Consider the following 22,592-nt stretch of genomic DNA (forward strand, 5'->3'; position numbering starts at 1 on the left):
TTTTAATATATAGTATTTATAGTTTACATAGATAATAAGCGTTAAGGGAGTGATAGATTGAAGGTTCAAGAAATATACGTAGATGGAAGTACAAGATACATGCTGCTTGATTCAGAAGGATCACCTGTAATTGTGGTTACTAAGTATTTAAAGTGTTTGGATCAGATAGGTAAAGCAGGAAACACTCTTAAATCTTACTCTTATCATTTAAAATTATACTTTCAGTTTTTAAGGGAAAATCAAATTGATTACAAAAATGTAGCCCTTAATATATTGGCCAATTTTATTGGATGGTTAAGGAGCCCATATCAATCCACAAAAATATTGACTTTGAAAAGCGCTAAAGCAAGACGCTCAGAAAGATTAGTAAACACTACTTTAACTTGTATACTAAGCTTTTACGATTTTTTATCAAGGTTAGATCAGGACAAGAAATGATGTATATCTAAAGTTTGATTATATTATTTTAAATCCTCATATTAAGAGAGAAATTAGATATTCTATTGCTTATCGGTTAACAGATGTATTTTGCAAGGGAAATGTACACAAAATTGCAATGAAAATATACATAAGCTTGCCAGCCTAATTTAGTCAGTTATTTCTCGATAATGCATGGGTGATTCTAAAACTATCACCAGTGAAATTCTGAAAGAAGAGTTCAGCACCCTCGGTGGTAAAAAGGACGTATCCCATTTCATCCAAAATGATGAGATCAACATTTCTGAATTTGCTTTGGAAAGCCCCCAGCTTATCCTCTTTCCAAGCTTTCTCCAAGTTCCCCACCAGATCAAATACACTGTAAAACCTTATTTCCACTCCTATCTTGCAGTGCCTCATAGCCGATGGCAGTCGCTAAATGTGTTTTTCCTGTACCTGGCGATCCCGTTAAAATTAGATTTTCTTTTACTTGAATAAAATGTAGCCTCTCCAGCTCTTTCGCATCCATTCGAGGAGGAAAGTGAATTTGGTCGTGCCATTGAAAAGAAGAAAGAGGCTTTTCTTGAAGAAAGTGAGCCTTCTTAATTAATCTTTCTACTTTTGCTTCTACACGTAGCTCCAATTCCTTCGCTAGTATAGACTCCAAATACTGGCGTGGATTCTCAAAAGGGATACTTTCATACCCGTATAGGCGAGGCGAAGAGATTTACAGATAGCTTTCAATTCACTCATCTTGCTTCACCTGCCAAACCAGTTAACTTTTGAAGCTAATCATATTTGGACCAATCAATGTCATAAGGGTGGTGAGCCGGCTCCTTAAGAGCTGAAGGTTGCATACTTACCAACTCATAAAACTGTTCATTGATCTCTGTTATCTCATAAATGGCAAGTAATGAAATTAACCACTTCATTCTTTCTTTTCTGATGTCGTGGTTCTATTCAGCGATACGGCCAGGCAAATAAGTAGCGTGAGCTGCATTATTATGTACTTTTATTTTGCCAAATACATCATGAACCTTTTTTTATTCATTTTTCGACATAAAACACCCCTTTAGACAATTATATCCAAAGGGGTAAAACGGTACGATTTTATTTAAAACGATACATCTTTTTTATAAACGGTGCAACTTTATTTCAAATCCACATCAGTTGGATTCTTTTTTTGTTAGGTAATACCGTACTTATCTAAACTAACATACCCATTTCCATCCAAGTGGTGATATAATACCATCGAGGGAAGACATTAACGTTACAAAGAGATTAGTCGAAGCCGGAAAGTTATTAGGCATCGAAGTACTTGATCACTTAGTGGTAAACAGTGATAACAGTTTTACTAGCTTAAAAGAAAGAGGTTATATTTAAAGGGAGAAACAACTCCCTTTTTTCATCAAGATATATGTTAATATGTTAAATAGAATGTGCATTCCTTAAATATTGAGTTATTTTATTCAATATAATTTTTCTTCAACTAACAGGTTAGTTTATTAAGAATTGATACGGAAGGCGGTTGTATTGAAGGGAATATAATTTTTAAATTATTTGGAGGGAATTATGAAAATGACACAAATTCATGACCGTTTAAAAATTAACATCACGCCAAAGGAATCAAAAACAAATGAACCCATTTCTTTTCAAATCTATACCAATGAACCATCAAGTCAAATCGTTATTAAAGCTTCAACTAAAGACGACCGCCAAGAGAGATTTGTTTCTGAAGCAACATTTATATCCGATGAAAACGGTATTATTGATTTAAATTTACATTCACCGATAGAAGGTGACTACGAAGGCATCGATGTATTTGGGTTATTTTGGTCGATGGAGTCTAAGAAAGATCGAATGTTTATCAAACACAGTTCAGATCCGTTAGTGATTAATATAGAAGTTTATCATAATGGAGCATTATTGGCTTCGGAACAAATTATTCGAACTTTTTATCAAAAAAACATTATTAAAAAAGAATTGAATGATGATTCTATGATTGGGACATTATTCTATCCTGAAAATGGTGATTCATTGCCTGCTGTTGTTATTATTGGTGGCTCAGATGCGGAAGTACACGAATCCTCTGCTGCACTCGTCGCGAGTGAGGGATACGTAGTATTAGCTCTAGCTTATTTCGGACGAAAAGGGTTGCCAAAAGGGATTGTAGAAATACCTCTTGAGTATATTGACCATGCGTTTCAATATTTAATGAACTTAAGACAAGTTGATCAAAAACGACTTGGCATCATCGGTTTTTCACGTGGTTCTGAACTAGCGTTATTATATGCAAGTCATTTTCCTAACATAAAATCAGTAATAGCTGTCGCCCCAAGTGCAATAATTTTTTCAGGGCTTGTTAATATGCAGCCAGTGGAAAAGTCAGCTTGGGCATATAAAAATGTACCACTTCCTTATTTTCGGGCACAACGCACAAAACAAGATACATTTTCCTTCTTCAAACATTGGATTCTGGGAAAACCTTATTCGGGTTTGGATGTTATGAACCGTATTATACAGGATGAGCAACAATTGGAGGAAACAGCAATTCCAATTGAAAATATTAAAACCCCAATGATGTTTTTTGCCGGAGAGGATGACCATATCCAACCTGCCGTATTTTTTACCAAACGGATAGAAAGTCTTCTACAAAATCACGAGTATAAAAAACAGAATGAGTTTATTTATTATGAAAATGTTGGGCATTTTGCCACATTTCCTGGTAGCGCTCCGAACCTCCCTCAAATCACAGGAAACATGCAATATAATATGAGGATGATTTTTGGGGGAACAAAAAAAGATAATGCAAGGGCGGCAAGTAATTCATGGGAGAAAACGGTGAAATTTTTAAACGAGACATTGAAGGGTTTAACTGAATAGGATTAATTTACACAGCCACCACTTACCATCTAATTAGCAAGTGGCTAATACATAGTTGGTGGATCTCGGTCTTTTGAAGGAGTGTTACGCTAACCAGTAACGTTAGTTTAATAAAGAACGCGACTGTCTAGGTTTGTGTGCCTGGTCAGTGACTGCTTTTTTTTGCGAGTCCGTTTAATTTATTTTGCTTAGGTGAGGATGTCGTTTGAGCATAAAGTAAAGAGAAACGCCAAGTCGAACATGATTCAGGGCTAAGGGTATACTTTCGTTAAAATGTTGGGGGTCCCACTCTCGTAATTACATGTTAAAATCAAAGTTACCCAACAAACAGGCGCTATCCTTGAATAAGGATAAGCGCTTATTTTTCATTGTAGGGCCTGAATAAGAGAAGGCATTATTCTAAGTAAAGCTATGTTATAAGTAAGATGAACTGAGGAAAATATATTCACCATCTTGACAGTTAGCGATATATCGGTTATTCTAAAATAACGATATATCGCTATTTTAGAATAACATCAACATGATGTTGTTAATATGTACAAAAGATCTGATATACCCCAATATCCTTTTTTAAAAGCACAGGGTCATTTTTATCATCAAGGTGTTGTACATTGGGTTTACACGGTAGGTATATTGGAGAAAAGATTAATTCCAGTCGTCCTTTTATCAGTTAAGAAGGGGCTCCTTGTACTTTCATGATAGAATGATGAAATTGTCCCATCATCGAGGCAGGTCGTTGCTGTGTTCAAAATAAAGGTACGTACGGTTATCAGGGGTGCGCATACAGAGAAGCCGACTCCTGTCAGAAAGGCGACTTCTTGTAGCATACATCCAACTCGTCAGGAACGATCATGTAAATGTTCCTCTAGATTTTTTTAATGCTAATAATGTCCAATATGTCTTACTAGTAAAGTTAGAGACTGGAGCGGTTTCGCTTAGCGAGCACCACCGCCGCCACCTCCACCAGCTCCGCCACCACCACCAGCGCCTGTAGCACCACCGCTGCCGCCGGAAGAAGTTGGAGTTGCAGTGATGGACTGAAATCCGCCGCTGGACAATCCTGTGGACCAGCATGTACGAGTATAGTAAGTCCCATACCAATAATGATGGTAGATCCAGTCATCATTATATTTGTTATCAGGGACTAAACCGTCTAATTTTTTAGACAATTTTTCACTTTTACCAAGTAAAACATTCCATATCATGATATCTTTAAAAGATAATTGCTTGGAATCACTCGTAAATTCCTCTATATCAACTTTATTTAAATAATTATCAAATTGAACCAAATGATCAGCTAGTTGATCGCCCTCTTTACTTGGCACGATGATAGGCTGTTTCATTCCGAATATTTTTATTTCTTCAAAGGAGAACCATCCTTTTTGGGCCAAATATTCTTCAGAGTAGTCTTTTAGATAGTCAGCAAACGTACTGACTTTATCCGCATGCTCTTTACTCCATTTTTGTATGCTGTCATCTGTAACTACTCCATTTGTATTCGCAACTTCCAAGAGCATCGTCCATAAACCAGTTTCATACGTTTCGTTATATTCTTTGGCTTCTATTTGGTTAATCATTTCATCAAAAGTTGTTGGATAATTAGCTAGTTCATGTTCAAAATTATTGATGGTAAGGGTAATGCGATGTTTTTTTCCAAAAAACTTACTTTCTTCTTCGGTTTCAATCGTAATCTTTTCCTCCACTGACCATTTCAATAGATAAGCTTGGAAGATGTCTTCAAAATAACTAAACATTTGAGTTAAAAGGGCGCTTAAACCTGCATAATCTTCACCAGAATATGGGATGGACTCGTATGTTCTATCTTTATTTTCTATTATCCGTTTATAGAGAGGCTTCATAGCGCCAGCTTCTCTTTTCACTTGATTAGTTTTGCGAATAATTAGGAAAGTTCCTACTCCAATCAACAGACAAAGGCCAACAACTGCGCTAACGATGACAAGAACAAAAGTGGTATTGTCACTTGTGTTATAGGTAGATCCCTCCATTGCTTGTTCTTGTTGTTCGGATAATGTAATGTCCTCTGTTTGTTGTGCTTGAAAAACACCTGGCGGGAATTGTGTGAGAACAATCACATCCCCATCTGCTTCACCGTTTGATTCCCATACAATTCGATCACCGACAAGCTGCATATCTCCGTCAAAACCAAATCCCCAGAAATTCACGGTTTCTTGAGTGAATGGTTGAAAACTAGAAATTTCAACCGTTAAGTTTTGAGCGGGAATATCGGAAAAGGTGTCAAAGTTCCATAACATCGCTTGTCCATCTTCTAAATTTCGAACAAGATTAGATAGTGTGTAGGTTAAGGTATACGTATTTTCACCGTAGTCACCAATTCCCCAAACTAATTCAAATCCGTCATTTGTAGATAATGTTCCATATTTTCCTGCCTTTTCTTCCCGTGAATCATCGGAGTCCCAATTGGGCTCCTCTATAAAACCATCGACTGAAAAATCCAATAGCTCTGATCCATCAAGATTGTCCATATTTATGAAAAGTTCCGTACCTTCATCCATATTCATTTGACGATGTTCTGTAATGACTCCTGATCCATCTTCTTGCAGCACTATTTCAATATGTAGATCACTCATCTTATTTTCAGCAAAGACAGTTAGTGTGAGTCCTGTGTTCAACATGATTACTATAGTAAAAGCAACAAGAATCTTTATCCATTTATTATTCATTGTGTCACTCCCTTTCGTCATTACTATCTTTATACGGTTCAACTTATCTATTAGTTTCAGTTTTTAAAGCATATTGCCGCCTGTAGTTACATTATAGCAGATAGTCACTTCGGTACAGAATGAAGTTTCAAAGACATGAGCAGTGTTTTCATACCTATAGGTTACGGATAGAACGATAAATTGCTGCTACTCTGATAATGGCTGAATAGTATCTATTATCAAACAATAGACATCGGTAACATATCACATACGTTTCATTGAGTTTTTCTTGACTGGAAGCAGGTCAATCAACCTTTTATTCTATTTGTGTGTTTCACTATAAATATTTCTAGCTTCATTTTTAAAAAAGGATTTACAATAGGGAATCAAATTGTCGTCTCACTTTTTGCAGTATAGGTTCGTTTGTTACCTTCTTTTTTGTCTTTTTATGCGACTAGAACAAAATAAAAGGGCATTTTGCTGAAAAAGGGCCAAAATACTTAGAAACTTTTAATGATTTAAGGAAGCCAGAGACATCATCATCGATGATTGTGCAAGGTGTCTTAACCCAAACTATTTCTAGAGGAAAACGTCGGTAAATCCTTACTACAAGGATTTGTGATTTCAACGAAGGCGAAGTGGAGTATAATGGACGCTAACACCTTTTTTTTGCTGTATACTAAATAGGGTATATCCCAATATCTACAGGTGAAGGAGAAAAATAAATGAAGCATATTAGTATTATTTTATTGGTAATGATAATGTTAACGGGCTGTTCCTTATTAGAGGAATATGTGGGTGAAGAAGATCAAGGTGAGCTAGAAACAGCATTTAAACAAGATACAGGAGAAGGAGTTCTTGAATTGGTCACACCAACCATTACTACTGCAGATGAGATAGTTGAAATTAAAGTGAGTGGTATAGATGAGGATAAGATCACTTTTATTTCGGTAGCAAACGAATCCGTTTTTGAAGGAACAATGGAGAATGATAAAGTATACAAATTGGATATCAGTGGTATTGAAGGGGCATTTCCAACCGATTACAAACCAAAATTACAACTGCTTCAAACGAGTGATGACAAAGAATCAGGGGATATTATTACTTTTAAACAAGTAAGATACACTGTGGAACAAAAATAAATGGTGCTTGTTTATATAGCTGGCTGGGCAGTACTTTAAGCACATAAAGGAGTTATTTATGAAAAAAATACATGCGAATGTGATCCAATTTCGCGGCAATCATTATGATTTTGGTTATTATCAGGGCCAACTATTACAAAATCACATTTTATTAGAAAATCGTGAGAGGCAATGGAAGGTGAGAAGACCGCTTTTTGATATTAAAGCAGAGGAAACCAAAGCTATTTTCCAAGAAGTGGCGCCTGCCATTTGGGAAGAGATAATCGGTCTTCAAGATGCACTCGAATGGCCGATCGATCGAGTCTTACTTGAATTCGGCGGGTACCGCAGTACATTAACTCCATCAGGGTGTTCGATCTTAAGTGGAAAAGACTTTCTTGTTCGTAACTATGATTATCATCCGAAAACATATGATGGCTGTTACACCGTCTATCAGCCAACAGATAAGGGCAATGCAGTGATTGGGGTTACTCAGAAAGTGACAGGCAGGTCAGATGGTATGAATGATAAGGGATTAGCAATGGGCTATACATTTGCTCATCGTAAAAGACCGGGAGATGGTTTTGTGTGTAATATGATCGGCAGGTTGATTTTAGAGACTTGTACAGATATAGCTGAAGCCGTTTCTTTATTAAAAAATATCCCGCATCGCGGGTCATTTAATTATGTGTTATTTGATAAGAGGCATGAAGAGTCCACAATTGTTGAAACGTCTCCGAGAAAAGTAGCGGTGCGTAACGGATCGGCATGTACAAACCACTTCCAGTTATTAACGGAAGAGAATAGATATTATCTGGAGGATTCCAAACGCCGCTTGGAATCAATCGCAGAGCGGCAAGTAAGCCCATTAAGCGGAGAAGAAGCCTTTCAATTACTAAACGGAACAGAGCACGGGGTATTCTCCAAATTGTATGGACAATGGGCAGGTACGATTCATACTTCTGCTTATTTTCCAACGAAATTAGAAACATGGTTTGCACTTGGCGGTGACCGAACCCCAGTCAGTTTTGATTTTTCTGCTTGGTTAAAGGGCTCCGATTTCTCTGTCACTAAGGTGCTGGGTGAGGTAGATACAGATATTCCATTTGTACATATGGAAAAGGTAGATTGGTATAAATCACTATAAGGCGAGATGTCATGGGATAACATCCAGAACCCCCGGCAATCGCTTTATTTACAAAATGTGATAAAATCTTTCCATTGTCAGGTTATCTTTACGGATAAATTCTATCTTTTTCGCCTTGACTAAACTCTCTAAAAAGATACAAACATGTCCAAATATCCTATATTTCCCTGTCGAAAATCGGTCGGCAGGGGCGTCATATTCTTGTACCAGAAATTCGCACACATCTTCTGCAGCAAAATCTGACTCAGGCCAAGTATAGATAAAATGAATAACACCTATTTCTAATTCTTCGTCTAAAGGGGAAGACCGTTTGATTGGAGACAGGCTGTTGTATTCTTGAATACTCCTGTTCTTTGTTTGTGATAATCGGTTCTGCTTTTCTCGTTCTAGAGCTTCTTTCTTGCGTTGCTGTTCCTGCTCCATCTTCACTTGGATTAGTTTTTTTAAACGGGAAATTTGCCTGTCTAATAACGGTATCTCATAGTCTAAATGAGCCTGAATATCATTTGGCAAGCCTGCAGGAATCTGGCCAATGCCTTCGTCTGCCAGTGTCCATCCGTCATTTATTTTTAACAGTATTTCATCTAGTTCATAATCAATTTCCGTGATCCCTTTTATAATTTGATTAGCCAGTCGAGGTGGTATGCCGGTATGTTCCCGGAAGTGATCTCTGCCAAATCGGACAATATCATTCGTTTTTCTATTCTGAACCACGTATTGATATCTTAACTTTCTGCCACACATACAATAAAGTGAGGAGTTGTTTTGCCAATTTGGTCCAGCATCTAAGTAGTCCAGCAGCTCCCAGTCATAGGTTGCCGATCCAGCCCCATCCACTGCCTTTTCTTTTGCGAGGATATTAGCAAATATCGTCCTTCTCCCGCGTTTCAGCATGTCTTCCAGGAATTCCTTTTGATTTGCAGATAAGCTGCTTGTAATAATTTGTCTTTTTTTGTCATTAAGATGGAGCGTCATATCAGCCAACCTCCCTTTTTATTATTATAGAGGATGTTAAAAAAGTTACCAAATGATAGAACAAGCTTGTTGTCAACAGGGGTTTACGGATGATTATACGGAGATGAAAAAGTCACCAGCAAAACAATAGCAATTTGAAAGAAATCTATTCATTATTTGCTTGGTATACTATAGACATTAAGGAAGGTATAGGAGGAGTATGACGATGATTACACAGGCTGTTCAACTATCTGTTTTAGTGAAAGATATGGAGGAAGCAAAACAGTTTTATACGGATGTATTAGGGTTCGTCATTCGGGACGAAATAGAGTTTACACCAGAATGGAGGTACCTGACAGTTTCGCCAAGTGCCTCTAATGAAACCAAATTAGAATTAGTCGAAGCCAAGACATCAGAACAAAGAGAAATGATTGGCAGACAAGCAGCAGATCAAGTAGTAATTATGTTTTTAAGTAATGATATAGAACAAGACTATCATGAAATGAAAGCACGTGGTGTGGTGTTTCATGGGGAGCCCAAGTCGGTTCCCGGAGGAATCGGGGTAGGCTTTGAAGATTTGTATGGCAATATTTTCGACCTGTATCAACCGACAACAGAGAATGAAAATGAGATTAGTCATTATCAGCCAAGGTTAAAGGCGGGGAATAATATTGCCCTAAAAATCCCCAAATATAAATATGAAGAGACACTGCATTTTTATCAAGAGATCGTGAGGCTTCCTTATTTGGGTTATCTGTCTGGTTCGCATGCATTTCAATTTGGGGAGATGACCTTATGGTTAGACTGTATGGAAAATTATGCACAACAAGATGTCTGGTTAGAGATAACAGCAGCTCATCTCGAAGCGGCAGCTGATTATTTGGCAGAGCACAGCGTAAATAGAAGGGACGAAGTAGAAATTCATGAAAATGCCAATGGCTATTGGATTTCTGATCCCGCTGGAACGATTTTAAGGGTAAATCCAAGAAAATAAGAGGATGTGAGCAACACTTGTCAGAAATGGCAGGTGTTGTTGCAATTGCAATGGAAGCAAAGTGAAGAAGCTGTACGAGAATTGATATGATGGGATTTATGGGAGCTCCCAGAGGGAATATGATTTATACTATAGTAAAATGAAAATCCACTTAATTCTTCCTCAAGAAACAGGAAGAGGCTGGAACAGAAAGCGAAAGAAGGGAATAAGAATGCGAAGACGGCTCTTTACTTAGCGGAAAACTCCAGCGAATTATTATCCACGATCCAAATTGGGATTACGTTAATCGGTATTATTTCTGGTACGTACTTTAAACGATTTTATGCAGGTTATTGTTAGAGAAATCCAGAGTGAAGGGAGCAGAATTAGGGCCTCCATTACTAAGCGGGATGAACAGTCTTGGCTGGCAGATGGCCAAGTTCCATTTGATACATTCCTGCGCTATTTTGACCTAGAAGATAAAGTAGATATCGATATGATAAAAGACACCTCATTTCAGACACTTGGAGGCTATCTGACGAATGAGCTGGGAAGTGTTCCAGAAGAGGGGGATTATAATTATCTAGAGGAGTTGAAATTAGAGATAGTTGATATGGATCAAGTGCTTGTTGATAAACTATTGATCACGAAACAGTCAGAAATAGAGGTGTAAAACATCTCATCCAATTTTTGTGAAATATTGAACGAAAATTCCGTGTATTGCCAAGTCAAAATAAGATAGTCAGCTGTTTTTTCTATTAAAATGTTTGTAATTTCTACATGAAAGTGTCATACAATATATGGGCAAGGAGATTGTTTCCTTTCTGCGTTACAAGTGTGATTAGACATAGAGCGGTAAAAATAATGAAGTCCCTCAGCCTGTTATAACTGAGGGACTGTATTATTTTTTATACTAAAGGAGAGCATAAAGTTTATGGGTTATAGTATAAGTAAAGCTAAGCCTTTCACCATAAAGACTTGGTGATAAGCCAAACTTTTTTAATGAAACTTTTGGTAACATTGAAACAGACATATCCATTGCTCATAAGAAATCGGAGCAGCAGGTTCTAATGGCGGGAGATTGGCTAATTTTAAAGCCGTCGAAATCTGTTTTTTTGATAATAATTTACGCTTGCCATACAATCCCCATTGAAAAGAATAGCGGAGAAATTTTTCAAAAGCTTGCAGCTCATGGAAGCCTATATCAGGGGATTCTTTTTGAGATAAATAGATCAGTACGGAGTCGACCGATGGCTTCGGGTGAAAGTCGTCTCTTTTAAAATGATAAACAATTTTAATATCCCAAAAGGGTTGGAGCAGCAACGATTTAATACTTTCATTAGGCTGCCCTAGAAAACGTTTAGCTGCTCCCTTTTCCATTGTAAGCCACATGTCGGTTGGCGGATTATGGCTTGTTGTTAATTTTTTGATAATCTTTGTGGTCAAAGAATAGGGTATATTTGCAAAAACTTTATATTGTTGTGCCGCTGGCAGCGAATATTTTAGGAAATCAGCATGTATGCAACGAATATTATAGAATGGTTTAAGCCTTTGTTTGGCCTTTCTGTACAGGACAGGGTCAATTTCAACAGAGTAGACGAGCTTACTTCTGCGTGCTAACTCTGCTGTAATATGCCCCTTCCCAGTGCCAATCTCAAGCACTGTATCCTCAGACTGAATCGTACTTCGTGCCACGATTCGCTTAATGATAGCTTTACTGGTAATAAAATTTTGTGAAATCGAAAATGAATTCTTTTTCATAAGTATCCTCCTGTTTTTTATTGCTTGAAAAATAAAAAGGCAATAAAAAACAGGAGTGTCTATCATAATTGGACAGACTAATCCTGTTACGCATTCTTAGGGAATACAGTGAAACTTCGTTCAATGGGTGGATTCCATCCCCCGCTGAACGTTAGCTGAACCGATCAGGCCGTTACACTGCGATAAACTAATACCCATGATATTAGCAATGCAAACCTTCACTAAGAAAGAGCATGACAAAAAAAGCCTACCTAAAAATGATAGTTAACAAACTGCTTTTTATTGCCATACTGTTCTTAAACGAATCGATTGCATTTGAAATTCCTCCCTATGTATTCTATGTTTATAGTATAAAAGATTGAAGATTTTTGCAAATAGCATCCGGTAATTTAATTATGCTTCAAACAGCAGATGAAGAGAAGTACTGATGTGTTGAAGAGGCAATGAAATGGATTGTTGTGCATGGGCTGGATAAAACAAACATGGTAATGATCACAAAAAAGCAGGTATTACCAAACCGCCAATCTACTATTATATTTTACTGGTCGTTATAGTCCCATGGTTGGCTCAGATTGTTTTTAGTAATTGGTGATAAAATTCCGAGATTCGTTGCGTTCTTTTTATTGGGCTTTTTGAACAACCTTCTTGAACTGCATGTATATGCCTTTAATCAAAATTTTGGTAAACTAATATGTGTAATAAACGAAAAAAAGGAGGCACCGCTCTATGGCTATAACCATCAGACCCTATAAAGAAAGTGACCTAACACAAATGATAGAAATATGGAATGAGATTGTGGAAACTGGTGATGCTTTTCCGCAGGAGCAGCCTTTAACACGTGAGGAAGCAGAATCCTTCTTTAAAGAACAATCATATACAGGTATTGCGGAAGAAAATAGTGAGATTTTAGGCCTTTATATCTTACATCCTAATAATGTGGGGCGCTGCGGCCATATTGCCAATGCCTCGTATGCTGTCAAATCAGGACAAAGAGGTAAGCGTATTGGTGAAAAGTTAGTGGTAGACTCGATACATGTGGCAGAAGACCTGTCCTTTCGAATTTTGCAATTTAATGCCGTTGTTGTTTCGAACAAGGGAGCGATTCATTTATACAAAAAATTAGGATTTACTCCATTAGGTGTCATCCCTGGTGGCTTTAAACAAAAAGACGGGAGTTATGTGGATATTTTACCTTTTTATATCGACATTGCTTCCTATAAAGATAAGCAATAGGTTATGCTTAATTCCGAGAAGCGGGGACAAACAATCTCCGTTATCGATTCATTAGATTTAACAGAAGGAGTAAGAAGGAATAATGACTGTAGAAATAAGAAAATGCAATCCAAACGATGTACAAGAACTGCAGGAGATAAGCAAGGAAACATTCTATGACAGCTTTAAGGACGATAATCCACCAGAGATAATGGAACCTTATTTAGAAAGTGCTTATCATATAGAAAAACTGCAAAGGGAGTTAAGTAATCCTTGTTCAACGTTCTTTTTTATCTATTTTAAAGAAAACTTGGCTGGATATTTGAAGATAAATATCGGTGAGGCCCAAACAGAGCAAATGGGATCCGAATCGCTGGAAATAGAGCGCATCTATCTAAGGCGTTCATTTCAGAAAAAGGGACTTGGAAAAAAATTGATCAACAAAGCAATAGACATTGCTATTCAATCACACAAAAAACAGGTTTGGTTAGGTGTGTGGGAAAAAAATGAGAACGGCCTTGCCTTTTATCGGAAAATGGGTTTTGTTCGAACGGGAGAACATTGGTTTAATGTGGGCGGTGATGAGCAAATGGACTATATCATGACCAAAACATTAACAGGGGTCACAATGCAGCAATAAGTAAGCTGAATCTATAGGAGACCGGATACGATCGAATGATTGTCTTTCCAGTCTTTCCGCTTTTTGATCAACAGATGAAGCATTTCCAATTTGGTCGTATTTCTACAGAAGGTAAGGATTCCAGATGATCTGCCAATTCCAGACACTGATGGCTGCACTGGCTGTTAACTTTGCAACATCAGTCACTAGAATCTCTCGCTCATCTTATCCGATACAGTTCCATCGCATCAAAAAGGGAAATATAATAAAAGTCCGCTTTGACTTGGATAGTTCGTTTATACCTATTTTCTTCAGGGTATACGAGAAAGAAGATATAAAGTTGGAAAGAGGTGTTTGGAATGGTTCAGCTGCTTGATAAGGCCAGATTCCCTATTGGAATGGGGACATGGCATATGGGAGATAGCCCGGCTAAATGGAAACAGGAAATAGAGGCACTTAGATATGGACTGGAACATGGTATAGAGGTGATCGATACTGCGGAAATGTATGGAGAGGGCAATGCCGAGTGTTTGATTGGCGAGGCGATTCAGGGGATAAATAGGGAAGATATTTTGCTGATTTCAAAGTTCTATCCTAATCATGCAGCAGAACCGGACTTAGGCCATGCTCTAAAGCAATCTTTGAAACGGCTGGGTACGGATTATTTAGATATGTATCTGTTACATTGGCGAGGCAGTATCCCACTTCAACAGACAATATCCGACCTTGAAAAATATGTCGAACAGGGCATTATTCGTTCATGGGGTGTTTCTAACTTTGATATGGCAGATATCCAGGAAATGTGGAAGTTAGAAGGTGGAAAACATGGTGCAGCCAATCAAGTGTTATATAATATCGCCAGCAGAGGGATTGAATATGATTTGCTTCCGCTGCAAAGAAGCAGGTCGCTGCCTACCATTGCCTATTCTCCAATTGCCCAAGGGGATACACGCGGGGATGCGGTTACAGAGAATCCAGTTGTGCAGGAAATCGCAGAGCGTCATGGAGCGACAGTATTTCAAATCATGCTGGCATGGACGATTCGCCAGGGTGATGTCGTGTCGATCCCGCAGTCCAGTAATGTGAAACATATCCAAGAAAATATAGAAGCAGCGTCTATTTCGTTTTCTGAGGAAGATATACGACTGCTGGATCAAGTGTTCCCTGCACCGATTCGCAAAATGCCATTAGATATTATTTGATAAGGTTACCGACCAGTATGATTCTGCCAGCATCGAGCATAATAGTAAGGATAATTTAACACATTATAGAAGGCAGTGGTATGTTTCTTTTGGAAGTCAGGTATAAAAGTATGACTCTATTTTTGGAGAATAAGGAAAATAACCACTATGAAAAATCAAAGGGATGGTTACTATGATCTCCGTTCAATCCACATTCAATCTAAAAGGATTAGGAATGCTGATGCGGCTGGTGGCTGTATTTTTTTCAAGTGTAGCAGCGATTCTCTCCACACTCCTGCCCTTAATTTTCCATTATACTATTCCTGGGGCAACTTTAGTGGGGATAACCTCTGTGTTACTTATCGGTGCGCTGTTGATCCATGGACTATTAACCCATGTATTAAATGATATAGCAGATTATCGGTCAGGGACGGATCAATACAGCCCTGGTATACTTTCTGGCGGGAGCAGAGTGCTCCAAACCAATACGATGACGATTACCATGCTGGAACGGATCGGGCTGCTGCTTTGTGCTTTTCTCGTGTTGATGGCATGTTTATTTTGGCTATTGGGATATTTTGAGCTGGCTGTCTTAACTTTGGTTGGTATATGGAGTGCTGTCTCCTATTCTTTGAGACCGTTTCAATTGGCCTATGTGCCGTTTGCGGGCGAGTGGCTCAGCCTATTTCCTGCTATGTTATTGCTTGGTATCGCAGCGCCATGGCTTACCCTTTCGGCTGTGCCAGTTTGGGCATGGCAAAACGCCCTTATAAATGCCATTTGGTGTATGGGATGGGTGATGTTTCATCATATTCCTGACCGGCACGCCGATCAGAAGGCCACACCGGTTAAACGCACATCAGTCGTATGGGCGTTAGAAAAATGGGGGATCAAGGGAGTTAAATATCCAGTCTTTCTGTATTTCATACTAGCAGGGCTTTTGTTTGGCTGGATCGCTGTTACTCGCCCAGTTGCGGCACTGGGTGGGATCATCATATTAGTGTACGCTATTTTTATTACGATAAGAGTGAACATGGATGATGTTGAAGATTTAACCAATAGTGAGAAAAAATTGTTGATTCTTGCCTTTGTGACGGCAGTTTGGCTAGGGGTTTTTGTTTGATGGAGAAGTCAAATTGTTTGTAAGCTTCCTATTTCCGGAATTGGAGAAATTGCCAAGAACTCGAGATGATGGTTGGACATTCCGCCTCCTATCAGCGGGGGAGAAAAGCTCCCCTGATAGATAGTACCTTCCTATAACATAAGGATTTTATGAGATTAAGTATTTCTCCCTTGCCACAATTTCTTCAAGATTATCATTATGCCCAAAATCATAACTAGGATTAAAGTAATCGTAGCTCCTGGGGGAGTGCCATATTCATAGGATGTAACCAGTCCGCTCAGCATGCCGGCTAACGCAATAGGAAAGCCAATTAGAATGGTGCCGTTAAAGCTTTTGCTTATACGCATCGAAATGGCTGCCGGCAGAATCAGGACGGCAGAGACAAGCAATGCACCGACAATCGGCATAATAATAGCGATGGTGACACCAGTTAATACATTAAACAAGATCGACATGACTTTGGTTGGCAAGCCGGCGGTAAAAGCTGTATCTTCGTCAAACGTTAATACATACATCGCTTTGTGAAAAGTGACATACAGCACAATAATGAGAATGGTCAGTATCAACAGCATCCAAACCTGCTCTGTACTAATCGTGACGATGGAGCCGAATAGAAATTGGGTGATATTGAGTGTTGTCCCGCCTTGATTCAAACTCATAAGAAACAATGCTAATGCCATTCCTGCCGACATGAGGATGGCAATCGACACCTCTGAATAACTTCGGTAAAGCATACGTAAGTATTCGAGCAGAATCGCAATGGCTACTACCATTAAGATATTGGTCCATGTTGGATTAATGCTAATTAATAGCCCCAGTGCAACCCCTGCTAAAGAAACATGGGATAAAGTGTCTGCCATAAGGGACTGCCTGCGCAGTATTAAGAGCAGCCCTAACATAGGCGCAATTAATGAGATGAGAAGTGAGGCTTGGAAAGCTCTTTGCATGAATCCATAGAGAAACATCTCCAAGGCAATCCCTCCTTTCGTACGAGTTCGATATGTTTATTACAATAGTTTCGGAGTTCTTCATGATCGTGTGAGACCATCAAAATACCCTTTCCATGCTTTTCGCTGTTATGTCGTAATAATTTATAAAATTCCTCACGTGAATGTACATCCATACCTGTAGTAGGTTCATCTAATACAAATAAATCTGGATCTGTAGCAAATACACGTGCAATAGAAATACGCTGTTTTTGTCCGCCTGATAGTTCACCAATCTTCTTATAACGCATATCCCACATCCCAACCGCGTCGAGGGAGCGCCTGATTTGTTCTTTATCTGCTTTATCTAATTTTTTCAGCCATTTTCCTCGTTGATAACGTCCCGATTGAACAAGTTCTAATACAGTACTTGGAAAACCGACATTAAATGAGGCGACTTGTTGAGGTACATAGCCAACAACTAGTTTTTGCCCGGAACGGTTTTTTACAGCCAATTTGACCTGCCCTGTGGTGGGTTTGAGCAGGCCTAAAATATTGCGTAATAACGTGGTTTTGGCGGCTCCGTTCTCGCCAGTCAGCATGACAAAATCTCCTGGGTTTACTTCGAAGGAAATATTGGTTAATACAGGTTCCTTTTCATAGTGAAAAGCGAGATCATCTACTTTAATGTAGTACATGATTAAATCTACCTTTCTATTACTGTTCTACATGGAAAAAAGGAAGCGAGGCTCTATAAAATTTTTATTTATAGAGCCTGTTCCTTTTGACTGCTACTGGATACTGAGGCGTAATGCTTCTAGGTTACTGCGCATAGCCTCCAAATACCCTAAATCTTCTTCCATTATTTCTTCAGACTGTACTTCTAAATCATATAATACAGCTGTTTCTGTTCCGGTTTCTGTAGCAACTGTTTGAGCAATTGCTGAGCTTGCACCTTGTTGATAATAGATAACTGGTACATCATATTCCTGAACCAATTCGCCAATCTCTGCCATACGGGACGGGCTTGGTTCGACTTCGGTGGACAGCCCACCAATGGCGACCTGTTCTAAGTTATAACGATCTGCAAGGTAGCCAAATGCCTGGTGCTGTACGACAAAAACGCGATTTTCCGCATCTTCAAATGCGGCTTGATATTCTTCATCTAATGTTTGAAGTTCTTCATTAAAGGCTTCTGCATTAGCTTCGTAGATGTCTTTTCCATCAGGGTCTGCCTCTATCAAGGCATCACGGATGGCAAGAACTTGATCTTGTGCTAAAACTGGATCAAGCCAAATATGCGGGTCTTGCTCTTCATGGTCATCTATGAGCACGGAAACAGGTTCTGATTCTGCGTAGACATTGTGATCATTATCATAAAGTACAGCCTTTACTTCAAAGCTTTCTCCCGTTGTTTGGTATTCAAAATGATCCGTCATTTGTTCAGGTACGGCTTCCCAGTCTTGATCCGCATCTTCTCTCATAAACCAATGCCAGTGATCATAATCTGCTGCTTCACTTAATTCAGCAATAAGTGTCACCACATCGCCTGTATGATAATGGTCTGCTAGTCCAACAATTTCAACGGTTCCTGCACCTTCTGCAGATTCTGATTCTGCATGGTCGCCATGGTCATGATCTTCATGCCCTTCGTGCTCTTCGTGCTCATGATCAGCTTCGCCACCATGCTCATGATCTCCATCATGGTTATCAATGTGAATGGCTATCGGTTCTGACTCTCCATAGACATTATGGTCATTATCATAAATAACAGCTTGAACCTCAAAACTTTCTTCTGGTGCTTCAAGGGTAAATGTTTCGGTACTTTGTCCGGAAATAGCTTCCCATTCTTCGTCAGCGTTTGTCCTTTGGTACCAATGCCAGTGATTATAATCAATATCTTCTGATAATGCAGCAGTTAATACAATTTCATCACCTGTATGATAGTGATCAGCAGCACCTTCAACTTGTACATTTCCTGTATCGCTAGGCTCTGCTTCATGATCATGCTGATGGGCTTCCTCAAGACCATCGGCCGCACGTGCTACGACTAATTTATCATTTTCTACGGTATTTAGTAAGCTTTCTACCCAAAATTCCATTTCTTCACTGCTGTATACAAAGACATCTGCTTCATTGACAGATGCAACATCTTGTGCACTTGGTTCAAAATGGTGGGCATCTTGCCCTTCAGAGACCATCAACTGTACATCTGCTCGATCTCCAGCCACCTGTTTGGTGAATTCATAGATAGGTAAAAATGAGGCAACGATAGAGATTTCGGTCTCTTCATTATCTGAACTGTCCTGTGATTGACAACCAAAAAGGACAACAGCTGCAATAAGGCAAAGCAATAGGGCTTGGGCCCATTTTCTATACATAAATTAATTCTCCTTTGTTAAAAAATAAATAAAGTGATATGTGTCCATTGTTCTATATCTAACATGTTGGGGAGTAGATGAACAAATGCACCGAGATAAATGAAAAAGCGGAGAGAAGCAAGCCGTTCATAGGCTTGCCTTCTCCTCGATTGTGGTTTGCATTGCTAAGAAAGAATATTTCTTAATGTGCCAGCATATCGCGAACTAAACCATCTGCGTCTAAATCAGAAGGGTAGTAAGTTGGCCAATTGGTTACCTCTTCTAATAACTCCTCACGATTATCGCCCCAATATAAATGGTAATGATGGGAATCGATAGGGAAAATATTGTGATCACTAAATTGAATATATTCTGGCATATCCTCTGATCCATCAACTAACTTATACACAAAACGAACGCCGCGATTACCTGCTTCATATTCTAGAATTTCATATCCATCACTTGCATATTCCCCGGATATTTCCTGATCGTCCGTAAAGAAGGTAACCATACCATCTTCAATCGTAATTCGATCTACATCTGTCTCATAACCGACGGTATAATATTCTTTGTATTCTTCGGCCGTCATATCTCCTTCTTCTGCTTTATGTTCAAATACTTCGTCCAATTCTCCGTCTAAAAGGTATGGATACACAGATTGCCAATCTCCATCCCAATCCGATAATTCACGATCTTCTACTTGTTCATCTTCAAAGTATCCTTCATAGATCTGTTGGCTTTCTTCATCATGTCCATGGTGATCGTCAATTACAACGGTAACAGGATCAGATTCAGCGTAAACCTCATGGTCTTCGTCATATAAGGTAGCTTTGATTTCTAAACCGTCAGTAGTTGCTTCACCTGTGAATGTATCCGTTTCTTGTCCATCTGCTGCTTCCCATTCGGTTTGGTCACTTTCTTTAGTAAACCAATGCCAGTGGTTATAATCGACATCTTCACTAAGTACGGCGGTCAGTTCGATAGCATCTCCTGTATGATAGTGGTCGGCGACACCTTCTATTTCTATCTCTCCTGCTGTATGTACCTCTGTTTCTGTCTCTCCCTCTTCAGTTGAGGCATCATTTGTAGCTGCATCTTCTTCTGTATTCTGGCAAGCTGCTAGAAAAATGCTTAAAGCCAATAAACTAAATAAGAATAGATATGATTTCTTCAAGTACGTTCTTCCTTTCTTTTTTTGGTTGTAAATCGTAATAGTTACGTTTTATAGATTACATGGACTTGAATAGGATGTCAAGTAGATTGTTTTTGGAACTTTCCATGAAAAAGATGTGCAGACTGCCACATTTGGTGTTACGATTAGTGTAATGAAATAACTAAAGGAGCAAGGCCAATGAAGCAAAGTCAACAAAAGAAATGGAAGTCTGCTATTGGACAATTTTTCTTAACAGGTTTTGTCTTAATAGCTGTTTTTCTGCTTCTTTCTTGGTTAGTCAGTTATGTAGGCGATTATCCGGATGAAGTACAGAATCGCCAGGGGTATAGTGAACAATACCCGGCATTAAGTGAGCAGATTTGGGAGTATAGGCCATTGGTAGAAAAGTATGCCGAACAATATGGTGTGGCTGAGCATGTCAGTACGATTTTGGCTATGATGATGCAGGAATCAGGCGGACGAGGGAACGATCCGATGCAGTCTTCTGAAAGCCTCTGCGGCGAGATTGGCTGTATTGATGATCCAGAACGCTCCATTGAACAAGGAGTTTCTTTTTTTGCCTTATCCATCGAAAATGCAGAGGGTGATGTAGAGTTGGCCGTTCAGGCATATAACTTTGGCCAAGGCTTTATTCAATATATAGAAGAAGAGCAAGAGGGCTATTCAGAAGAAGCCGCCATTGCTTTTTCACAGAAGATGTATCAAGAGGCAGGAAAAGAGGAGTCGATTTATTCCTGCCGACGGGCAGAAGCAGAGGAGTTAGAGGCTTGTTACGGTGATATCTACTATGTTCCTTCTGTCATGTCTTATAAACAAGCCATTGAAGCGGAATTAGAGAAAGGCTAGCGGTCTTTTCTGAATGGTAAGCTTTTTGACGTGTGGATAGGAGGGTTTTTAGGATAAGTCACTGCTTTAAGATCCTAAAAGCAAAGATTAGTCTGTTATTTGTTTAAAAGTCACAGCCTTAAGACCCAAACAATAAGAATAAACGTGCAATGCGATGAAAAGAGATTTTTGGAACCAATAAAAACAAATCATAGAAAAAGTAAGCAGGGACTGTTGCAACATGCGAATGATACGATTTGCACAGCCTCTGCTTATTTTTTGCTCCACAAACAAGTACCTGTGTGAGGCAGCTCTTTTATTTAATCTTTGTTGAGATTTTTTATTCCGGTGCCACAGTTCGTAAGGCCTTTACTTCAAGGTTTTGTGAGATGTAAAGGAAGTTGAAGTGGGGGACGGACACTAATACTTTATTCTCGTTATCCCATATAAACACTGTCACATGTTCCAGGCGCTGGTTCATAAAAACAATGTTGTTTAAATTGACCAGAGAAGGGTTGGTCATACCATGTTGGCGGACACGGAGCATATGGATTAAAGTACCAGAGAGCATATTTCGCTGGGTGTTCTCTCCAATGTTCCAAATTTTGCCTTGCTAATCTTCTCTCAGAGTCTCTTGCTCTTTGATAAAATACATTCCCTTTTTGAACGGCTTCAAATGAATAATTTCCTCCTTGTACGTGAAAAATGACTTGTTCAATTGTTCTTAAATCATTAAAATCACTACAATCTGCTACAGCACGATTAACAATTACATTACCGACATATAGCATCCCCTGTTTTCCCTCTCCCACAGCCTCTGCTCTCATCATCCTTGCCATTAAATCAACGTCTGCACTTCGGTAAGCTACTCTTGGCATTTTTTCACCTCCAAAATATAATATGAAGGAAAGCCTGTATTCATGCCCTTATTGGTTATACCTTATTTAAAGGTAAAGGATATATTGGTTTTTGAACATGCATTAATAAGAACGAATTGAAATATAAGCCAAACATTTACTAACCCACAGCAAGGATACGATACAGTCGATTGCTAAACAAGTTGGCTATACGAACGAAAACAGTTTTACGCGCTCTTTTAAGACAGCAGAAGGCATCACACCGAGAATGTATAGGAAGTTGCATGGTACTAAGGGCAATGATACATAACATGTCAGCCTAACGAGCCCAGAATCAAGTGAGGCTGATTTATTCATCTAAATTCCTTTGCCATATCA

The 22,592-nt window shown here is 38.9% G+C and carries 21 protein-coding genes and 3 pseudogenes; 14 read left to right on the forward strand and 10 right to left on the reverse strand.

Going from position 1 to position 22,592, the window contains the following annotated elements:
- The first annotated feature begins 57 nt into the window (after window positions 1-57).
- Entirely contained in the window at window positions 58-438 is a 381-nt protein-coding gene (locus JOD18_RS11905; protein ID WP_204669256.1) for a site-specific integrase, read from the forward strand.
- 153 nt (window positions 439-591) lie between these two features.
- Here JOD18_RS11905 and JOD18_RS25010 read toward each other — a convergent pair.
- Window positions 592-1,084: pseudogene (locus JOD18_RS25010) on the reverse strand (ATP-binding protein).
- Window positions 1,085-1,205: 121 nt separating this feature from the next.
- Window positions 1,206-1,349 carry a hypothetical protein gene (locus JOD18_RS11915; RefSeq protein ID WP_204669257.1) on the reverse strand — a complete coding sequence of 48 codons (144 nt, stop codon included), beginning with the start codon at window positions 1,347-1,349 and terminating at the stop codon, window positions 1,206-1,208.
- Between the two features lie 289 nt (window positions 1,350-1,638).
- Here JOD18_RS11915 and JOD18_RS11920 point away from each other — a divergent pair.
- Both JOD18_RS11920 and JOD18_RS11925 read left to right on the forward strand, forming a co-directional pair.
- Window positions 1,639-1,800 (forward strand): annotated as a pseudogene (locus JOD18_RS11920) (JAB domain-containing protein); the annotation flags it as partial.
- A gap of 189 nt (window positions 1,801-1,989) precedes the next feature.
- Window positions 1,990-3,300 (forward strand): acyl-CoA thioesterase/bile acid-CoA:amino acid N-acyltransferase family protein, encoded by a 1,311-nt coding sequence (locus JOD18_RS11925; protein WP_204669258.1) that lies wholly within the window; start codon window positions 1,990-1,992, stop codon window positions 3,298-3,300.
- 935 nt (window positions 3,301-4,235) lie between these two features.
- Here the strand turns inward: JOD18_RS11925 and JOD18_RS11930 are convergent.
- Window positions 4,236-6,002, reverse strand: coding sequence for a DUF2207 domain-containing protein (locus tag JOD18_RS11930; protein ID WP_204669259.1), 1,767 nt, complete (start codon window positions 6,000-6,002; stop codon window positions 4,236-4,238).
- Between the two features lie 704 nt (window positions 6,003-6,706).
- Here JOD18_RS11930 and JOD18_RS11935 point away from each other — a divergent pair.
- On the forward strand, window positions 6,707-7,123 hold the full coding sequence (locus JOD18_RS11935; RefSeq protein ID WP_204669260.1) for a hypothetical protein: 417 nt from the start codon (window positions 6,707-6,709) through the stop codon (window positions 7,121-7,123).
- Between the two features lie 58 nt (window positions 7,124-7,181).
- Window positions 7,182-8,249, forward strand: coding sequence for a C45 family autoproteolytic acyltransferase/hydrolase (locus tag JOD18_RS11940; RefSeq protein WP_204669261.1), 1,068 nt, complete (start codon window positions 7,182-7,184; stop codon window positions 8,247-8,249).
- A gap of 48 nt (window positions 8,250-8,297) precedes the next feature.
- Here JOD18_RS11940 and JOD18_RS11945 read toward each other — a convergent pair whose 3' ends face one another.
- The gene (locus tag JOD18_RS11945) at window positions 8,298-9,224 is read right to left on the reverse strand and encodes a DUF3895 domain-containing protein (RefSeq protein ID WP_204669262.1); all 927 of its coding nucleotides are present in this window, start codon (window positions 9,222-9,224) and stop codon (window positions 8,298-8,300) included.
- A gap of 205 nt (window positions 9,225-9,429) precedes the next feature.
- Here JOD18_RS11945 and JOD18_RS24805 point away from each other — a divergent pair, with 205 nt between their 5' ends.
- The 3 genes from JOD18_RS24805 to JOD18_RS11965 all read left to right on the forward strand — a co-directional run bounded on the left by JOD18_RS24805 (window position 9,430) and on the right by JOD18_RS11965 (window position 10,849).
- Window positions 9,430-10,197, forward strand: coding sequence for a VOC family protein (locus JOD18_RS24805; RefSeq protein ID WP_338029534.1), 768 nt, complete (start codon window positions 9,430-9,432; stop codon window positions 10,195-10,197).
- A 180-nt stretch (window positions 10,198-10,377) separates the two neighbouring features.
- Window positions 10,378-10,536 (forward strand): CNNM domain-containing protein, encoded by a 159-nt coding sequence (locus tag JOD18_RS25015; RefSeq protein ID WP_204669308.1) that lies wholly within the window; start codon window positions 10,378-10,380, stop codon window positions 10,534-10,536.
- The gene (locus JOD18_RS11965; protein ID WP_204669263.1) at window positions 10,520-10,849 is read left to right on the forward strand and encodes a transporter associated domain-containing protein; all 330 of its coding nucleotides are present in this window, start codon (window positions 10,520-10,522) and stop codon (window positions 10,847-10,849) included. The genes JOD18_RS25015 and JOD18_RS11965 overlap by 17 nt, the downstream gene beginning before the upstream one ends.
- Window positions 10,850-11,175: 326 nt before the next feature.
- Here JOD18_RS11965 and erm read toward each other — a convergent pair whose 3' ends face one another.
- Window positions 11,176-11,937 (reverse strand): 23S ribosomal RNA methyltransferase Erm, encoded by a 762-nt coding sequence (gene erm, locus JOD18_RS11970; RefSeq protein WP_204669264.1) that lies wholly within the window; start codon window positions 11,935-11,937, stop codon window positions 11,176-11,178.
- A gap of 726 nt (window positions 11,938-12,663) precedes the next feature.
- On the opposite strand from erm, the gene JOD18_RS11975 reads away from it, so the two are divergent.
- The 4 genes from JOD18_RS11975 to JOD18_RS11990 all read left to right on the forward strand — a co-directional run bounded on the left by JOD18_RS11975 (window position 12,664) and on the right by JOD18_RS11990 (window position 16,072).
- Window positions 12,664-13,170, forward strand: a complete 507-nt coding sequence (locus JOD18_RS11975; RefSeq protein ID WP_204669265.1) for a GNAT family N-acetyltransferase — start codon at window positions 12,664-12,666, stop codon at window positions 13,168-13,170.
- 82 nt (window positions 13,171-13,252) lie between these two features.
- Window positions 13,253-13,789: a spermidine/spermine N(1)-acetyltransferase gene (paiA, locus tag JOD18_RS11980; RefSeq protein WP_204669266.1), complete on the forward strand. Its 537-nt coding sequence runs from the start codon at window positions 13,253-13,255 to the stop codon at window positions 13,787-13,789.
- A 338-nt stretch (window positions 13,790-14,127) separates the two neighbouring features.
- Complete coding sequence (locus JOD18_RS11985) at window positions 14,128-14,970, forward strand: aldo/keto reductase (RefSeq protein ID WP_204669267.1); 843 nt, start codon at window positions 14,128-14,130, stop codon at window positions 14,968-14,970.
- 172 nt (window positions 14,971-15,142) lie between these two features.
- A complete protein-coding gene (locus JOD18_RS11990) occupies window positions 15,143-16,072 on the forward strand; it encodes a prenyltransferase (protein WP_204669268.1) in 930 nt (309 codons plus the stop codon).
- A 155-nt stretch (window positions 16,073-16,227) separates the two neighbouring features.
- Here the strand turns inward: JOD18_RS11990 and JOD18_RS11995 are convergent, their stop codons facing one another.
- The 4 genes from JOD18_RS11995 to JOD18_RS12010 form a co-directional block, all read right to left on the reverse strand.
- A complete protein-coding gene (locus JOD18_RS11995; protein WP_204669269.1) occupies window positions 16,228-17,043 on the reverse strand; it encodes a metal ABC transporter permease in 816 nt (271 codons plus the stop codon).
- Window positions 16,980-17,696 carry a metal ABC transporter ATP-binding protein gene (locus JOD18_RS12000; protein WP_204669270.1) on the reverse strand — a complete coding sequence of 239 codons (717 nt, stop codon included), beginning with the start codon at window positions 17,694-17,696 and terminating at the stop codon, window positions 16,980-16,982. The genes JOD18_RS11995 and JOD18_RS12000 overlap by 64 nt, the downstream gene beginning before the upstream one ends.
- 93 nt (window positions 17,697-17,789) lie before the next feature.
- Complete coding sequence (locus JOD18_RS12005) at window positions 17,790-19,379, reverse strand: metal ABC transporter solute-binding protein, Zn/Mn family (RefSeq protein ID WP_204669271.1); 1,590 nt, start codon at window positions 19,377-19,379, stop codon at window positions 17,790-17,792.
- Window positions 19,380-19,560: 181 nt separating this feature from the next.
- Window positions 19,561-20,532, reverse strand: coding sequence for a ZinT family metal-binding protein (locus JOD18_RS12010; RefSeq protein ID WP_204669272.1), 972 nt, complete (start codon window positions 20,530-20,532; stop codon window positions 19,561-19,563).
- Between the two features lie 177 nt (window positions 20,533-20,709).
- Between JOD18_RS12010 and JOD18_RS12015 the strand changes: the two genes are divergently transcribed.
- Window positions 20,710-21,378, forward strand: coding sequence for a lysozyme family protein (locus tag JOD18_RS12015; RefSeq protein WP_204669273.1), 669 nt, complete (start codon window positions 20,710-20,712; stop codon window positions 21,376-21,378).
- 416 nt (window positions 21,379-21,794) lie between these two features.
- Here JOD18_RS12015 and JOD18_RS12020 read toward each other — a convergent pair whose 3' ends face one another.
- Entirely contained in the window at window positions 21,795-22,235 is a 441-nt protein-coding gene (locus JOD18_RS12020) for a cell wall hydrolase (RefSeq protein WP_204669274.1), read from the reverse strand.
- Between the two features lie 139 nt (window positions 22,236-22,374).
- Here JOD18_RS12020 and JOD18_RS25020 point away from each other — a divergent pair.
- A pseudogene (locus JOD18_RS25020) lies at window positions 22,375-22,524 on the forward strand (helix-turn-helix domain-containing protein); the annotation flags it as partial.
- Between the last annotated feature and the right edge of the window lie 68 nt (window positions 22,525-22,592).

This window comes from Gracilibacillus alcaliphilus (assembly GCF_016909015.1).
In the GTDB taxonomy this organism is placed as follows: Bacteria; Bacillota; Bacilli; order Bacillales; family Amphibacillaceae; genus Gracilibacillus; species Gracilibacillus alcaliphilus.

Coding starts and splice junctions, on each gene's coding strand:
- JOD18_RS11915 (WP_204669257.1), bottom strand. CDS start 1,349: ATGAAGTGGTTAATTTCATTACTTGCCATTTATGAGATAACAGAGATC.
- JOD18_RS11925 (WP_204669258.1), top strand. CDS start 1,990: ATGAAAATGACACAAATTCATGACCGTTTAAAAATTAACATCACGCCA.
- JOD18_RS11930 (WP_204669259.1), bottom strand. CDS start 6,002: ATGAATAATAAATGGATAAAGATTCTTGTTGCTTTTACTATAGTAATC.
- JOD18_RS11935 (WP_204669260.1), top strand. CDS start 6,707: ATGAAGCATATTAGTATTATTTTATTGGTAATGATAATGTTAACGGGC.
- JOD18_RS11940 (WP_204669261.1), top strand. CDS start 7,182: ATGAAAAAAATACATGCGAATGTGATCCAATTTCGCGGCAATCATTAT.
- JOD18_RS11945 (WP_204669262.1), bottom strand. CDS start 9,224: ATGACGCTCCATCTTAATGACAAAAAAAGACAAATTATTACAAGCAGC.
- JOD18_RS24805 (WP_338029534.1), top strand. CDS start 9,430: ATGATTACACAGGCTGTTCAACTATCTGTTTTAGTGAAAGATATGGAG.
- JOD18_RS11965 (WP_204669263.1), top strand. CDS start 10,520: ATGCAGGTTATTGTTAGAGAAATCCAGAGTGAAGGGAGCAGAATTAGG.
- erm (WP_204669264.1), bottom strand. CDS start 11,937: ATGAAAAAGAATTCATTTTCGATTTCACAAAATTTTATTACCAGTAAA.
- JOD18_RS11975 (WP_204669265.1), top strand. CDS start 12,664: ATGGCTATAACCATCAGACCCTATAAAGAAAGTGACCTAACACAAATG.
- paiA (WP_204669266.1), top strand. CDS start 13,253: ATGACTGTAGAAATAAGAAAATGCAATCCAAACGATGTACAAGAACTG.
- JOD18_RS11985 (WP_204669267.1), top strand. CDS start 14,128: ATGGTTCAGCTGCTTGATAAGGCCAGATTCCCTATTGGAATGGGGACA.
- JOD18_RS11990 (WP_204669268.1), top strand. CDS start 15,143: ATGATCTCCGTTCAATCCACATTCAATCTAAAAGGATTAGGAATGCTG.
- JOD18_RS12000 (WP_204669270.1), bottom strand. CDS start 17,696: ATGTACTACATTAAAGTAGATGATCTCGCTTTTCACTATGAAAAGGAA.
- JOD18_RS12005 (WP_204669271.1), bottom strand. CDS start 19,379: ATGTATAGAAAATGGGCCCAAGCCCTATTGCTTTGCCTTATTGCAGCT.
- JOD18_RS12015 (WP_204669273.1), top strand. CDS start 20,710: ATGAAGCAAAGTCAACAAAAGAAATGGAAGTCTGCTATTGGACAATTT.
- JOD18_RS12020 (WP_204669274.1), bottom strand. CDS start 22,235: ATGCCAAGAGTAGCTTACCGAAGTGCAGACGTTGATTTAATGGCAAGG.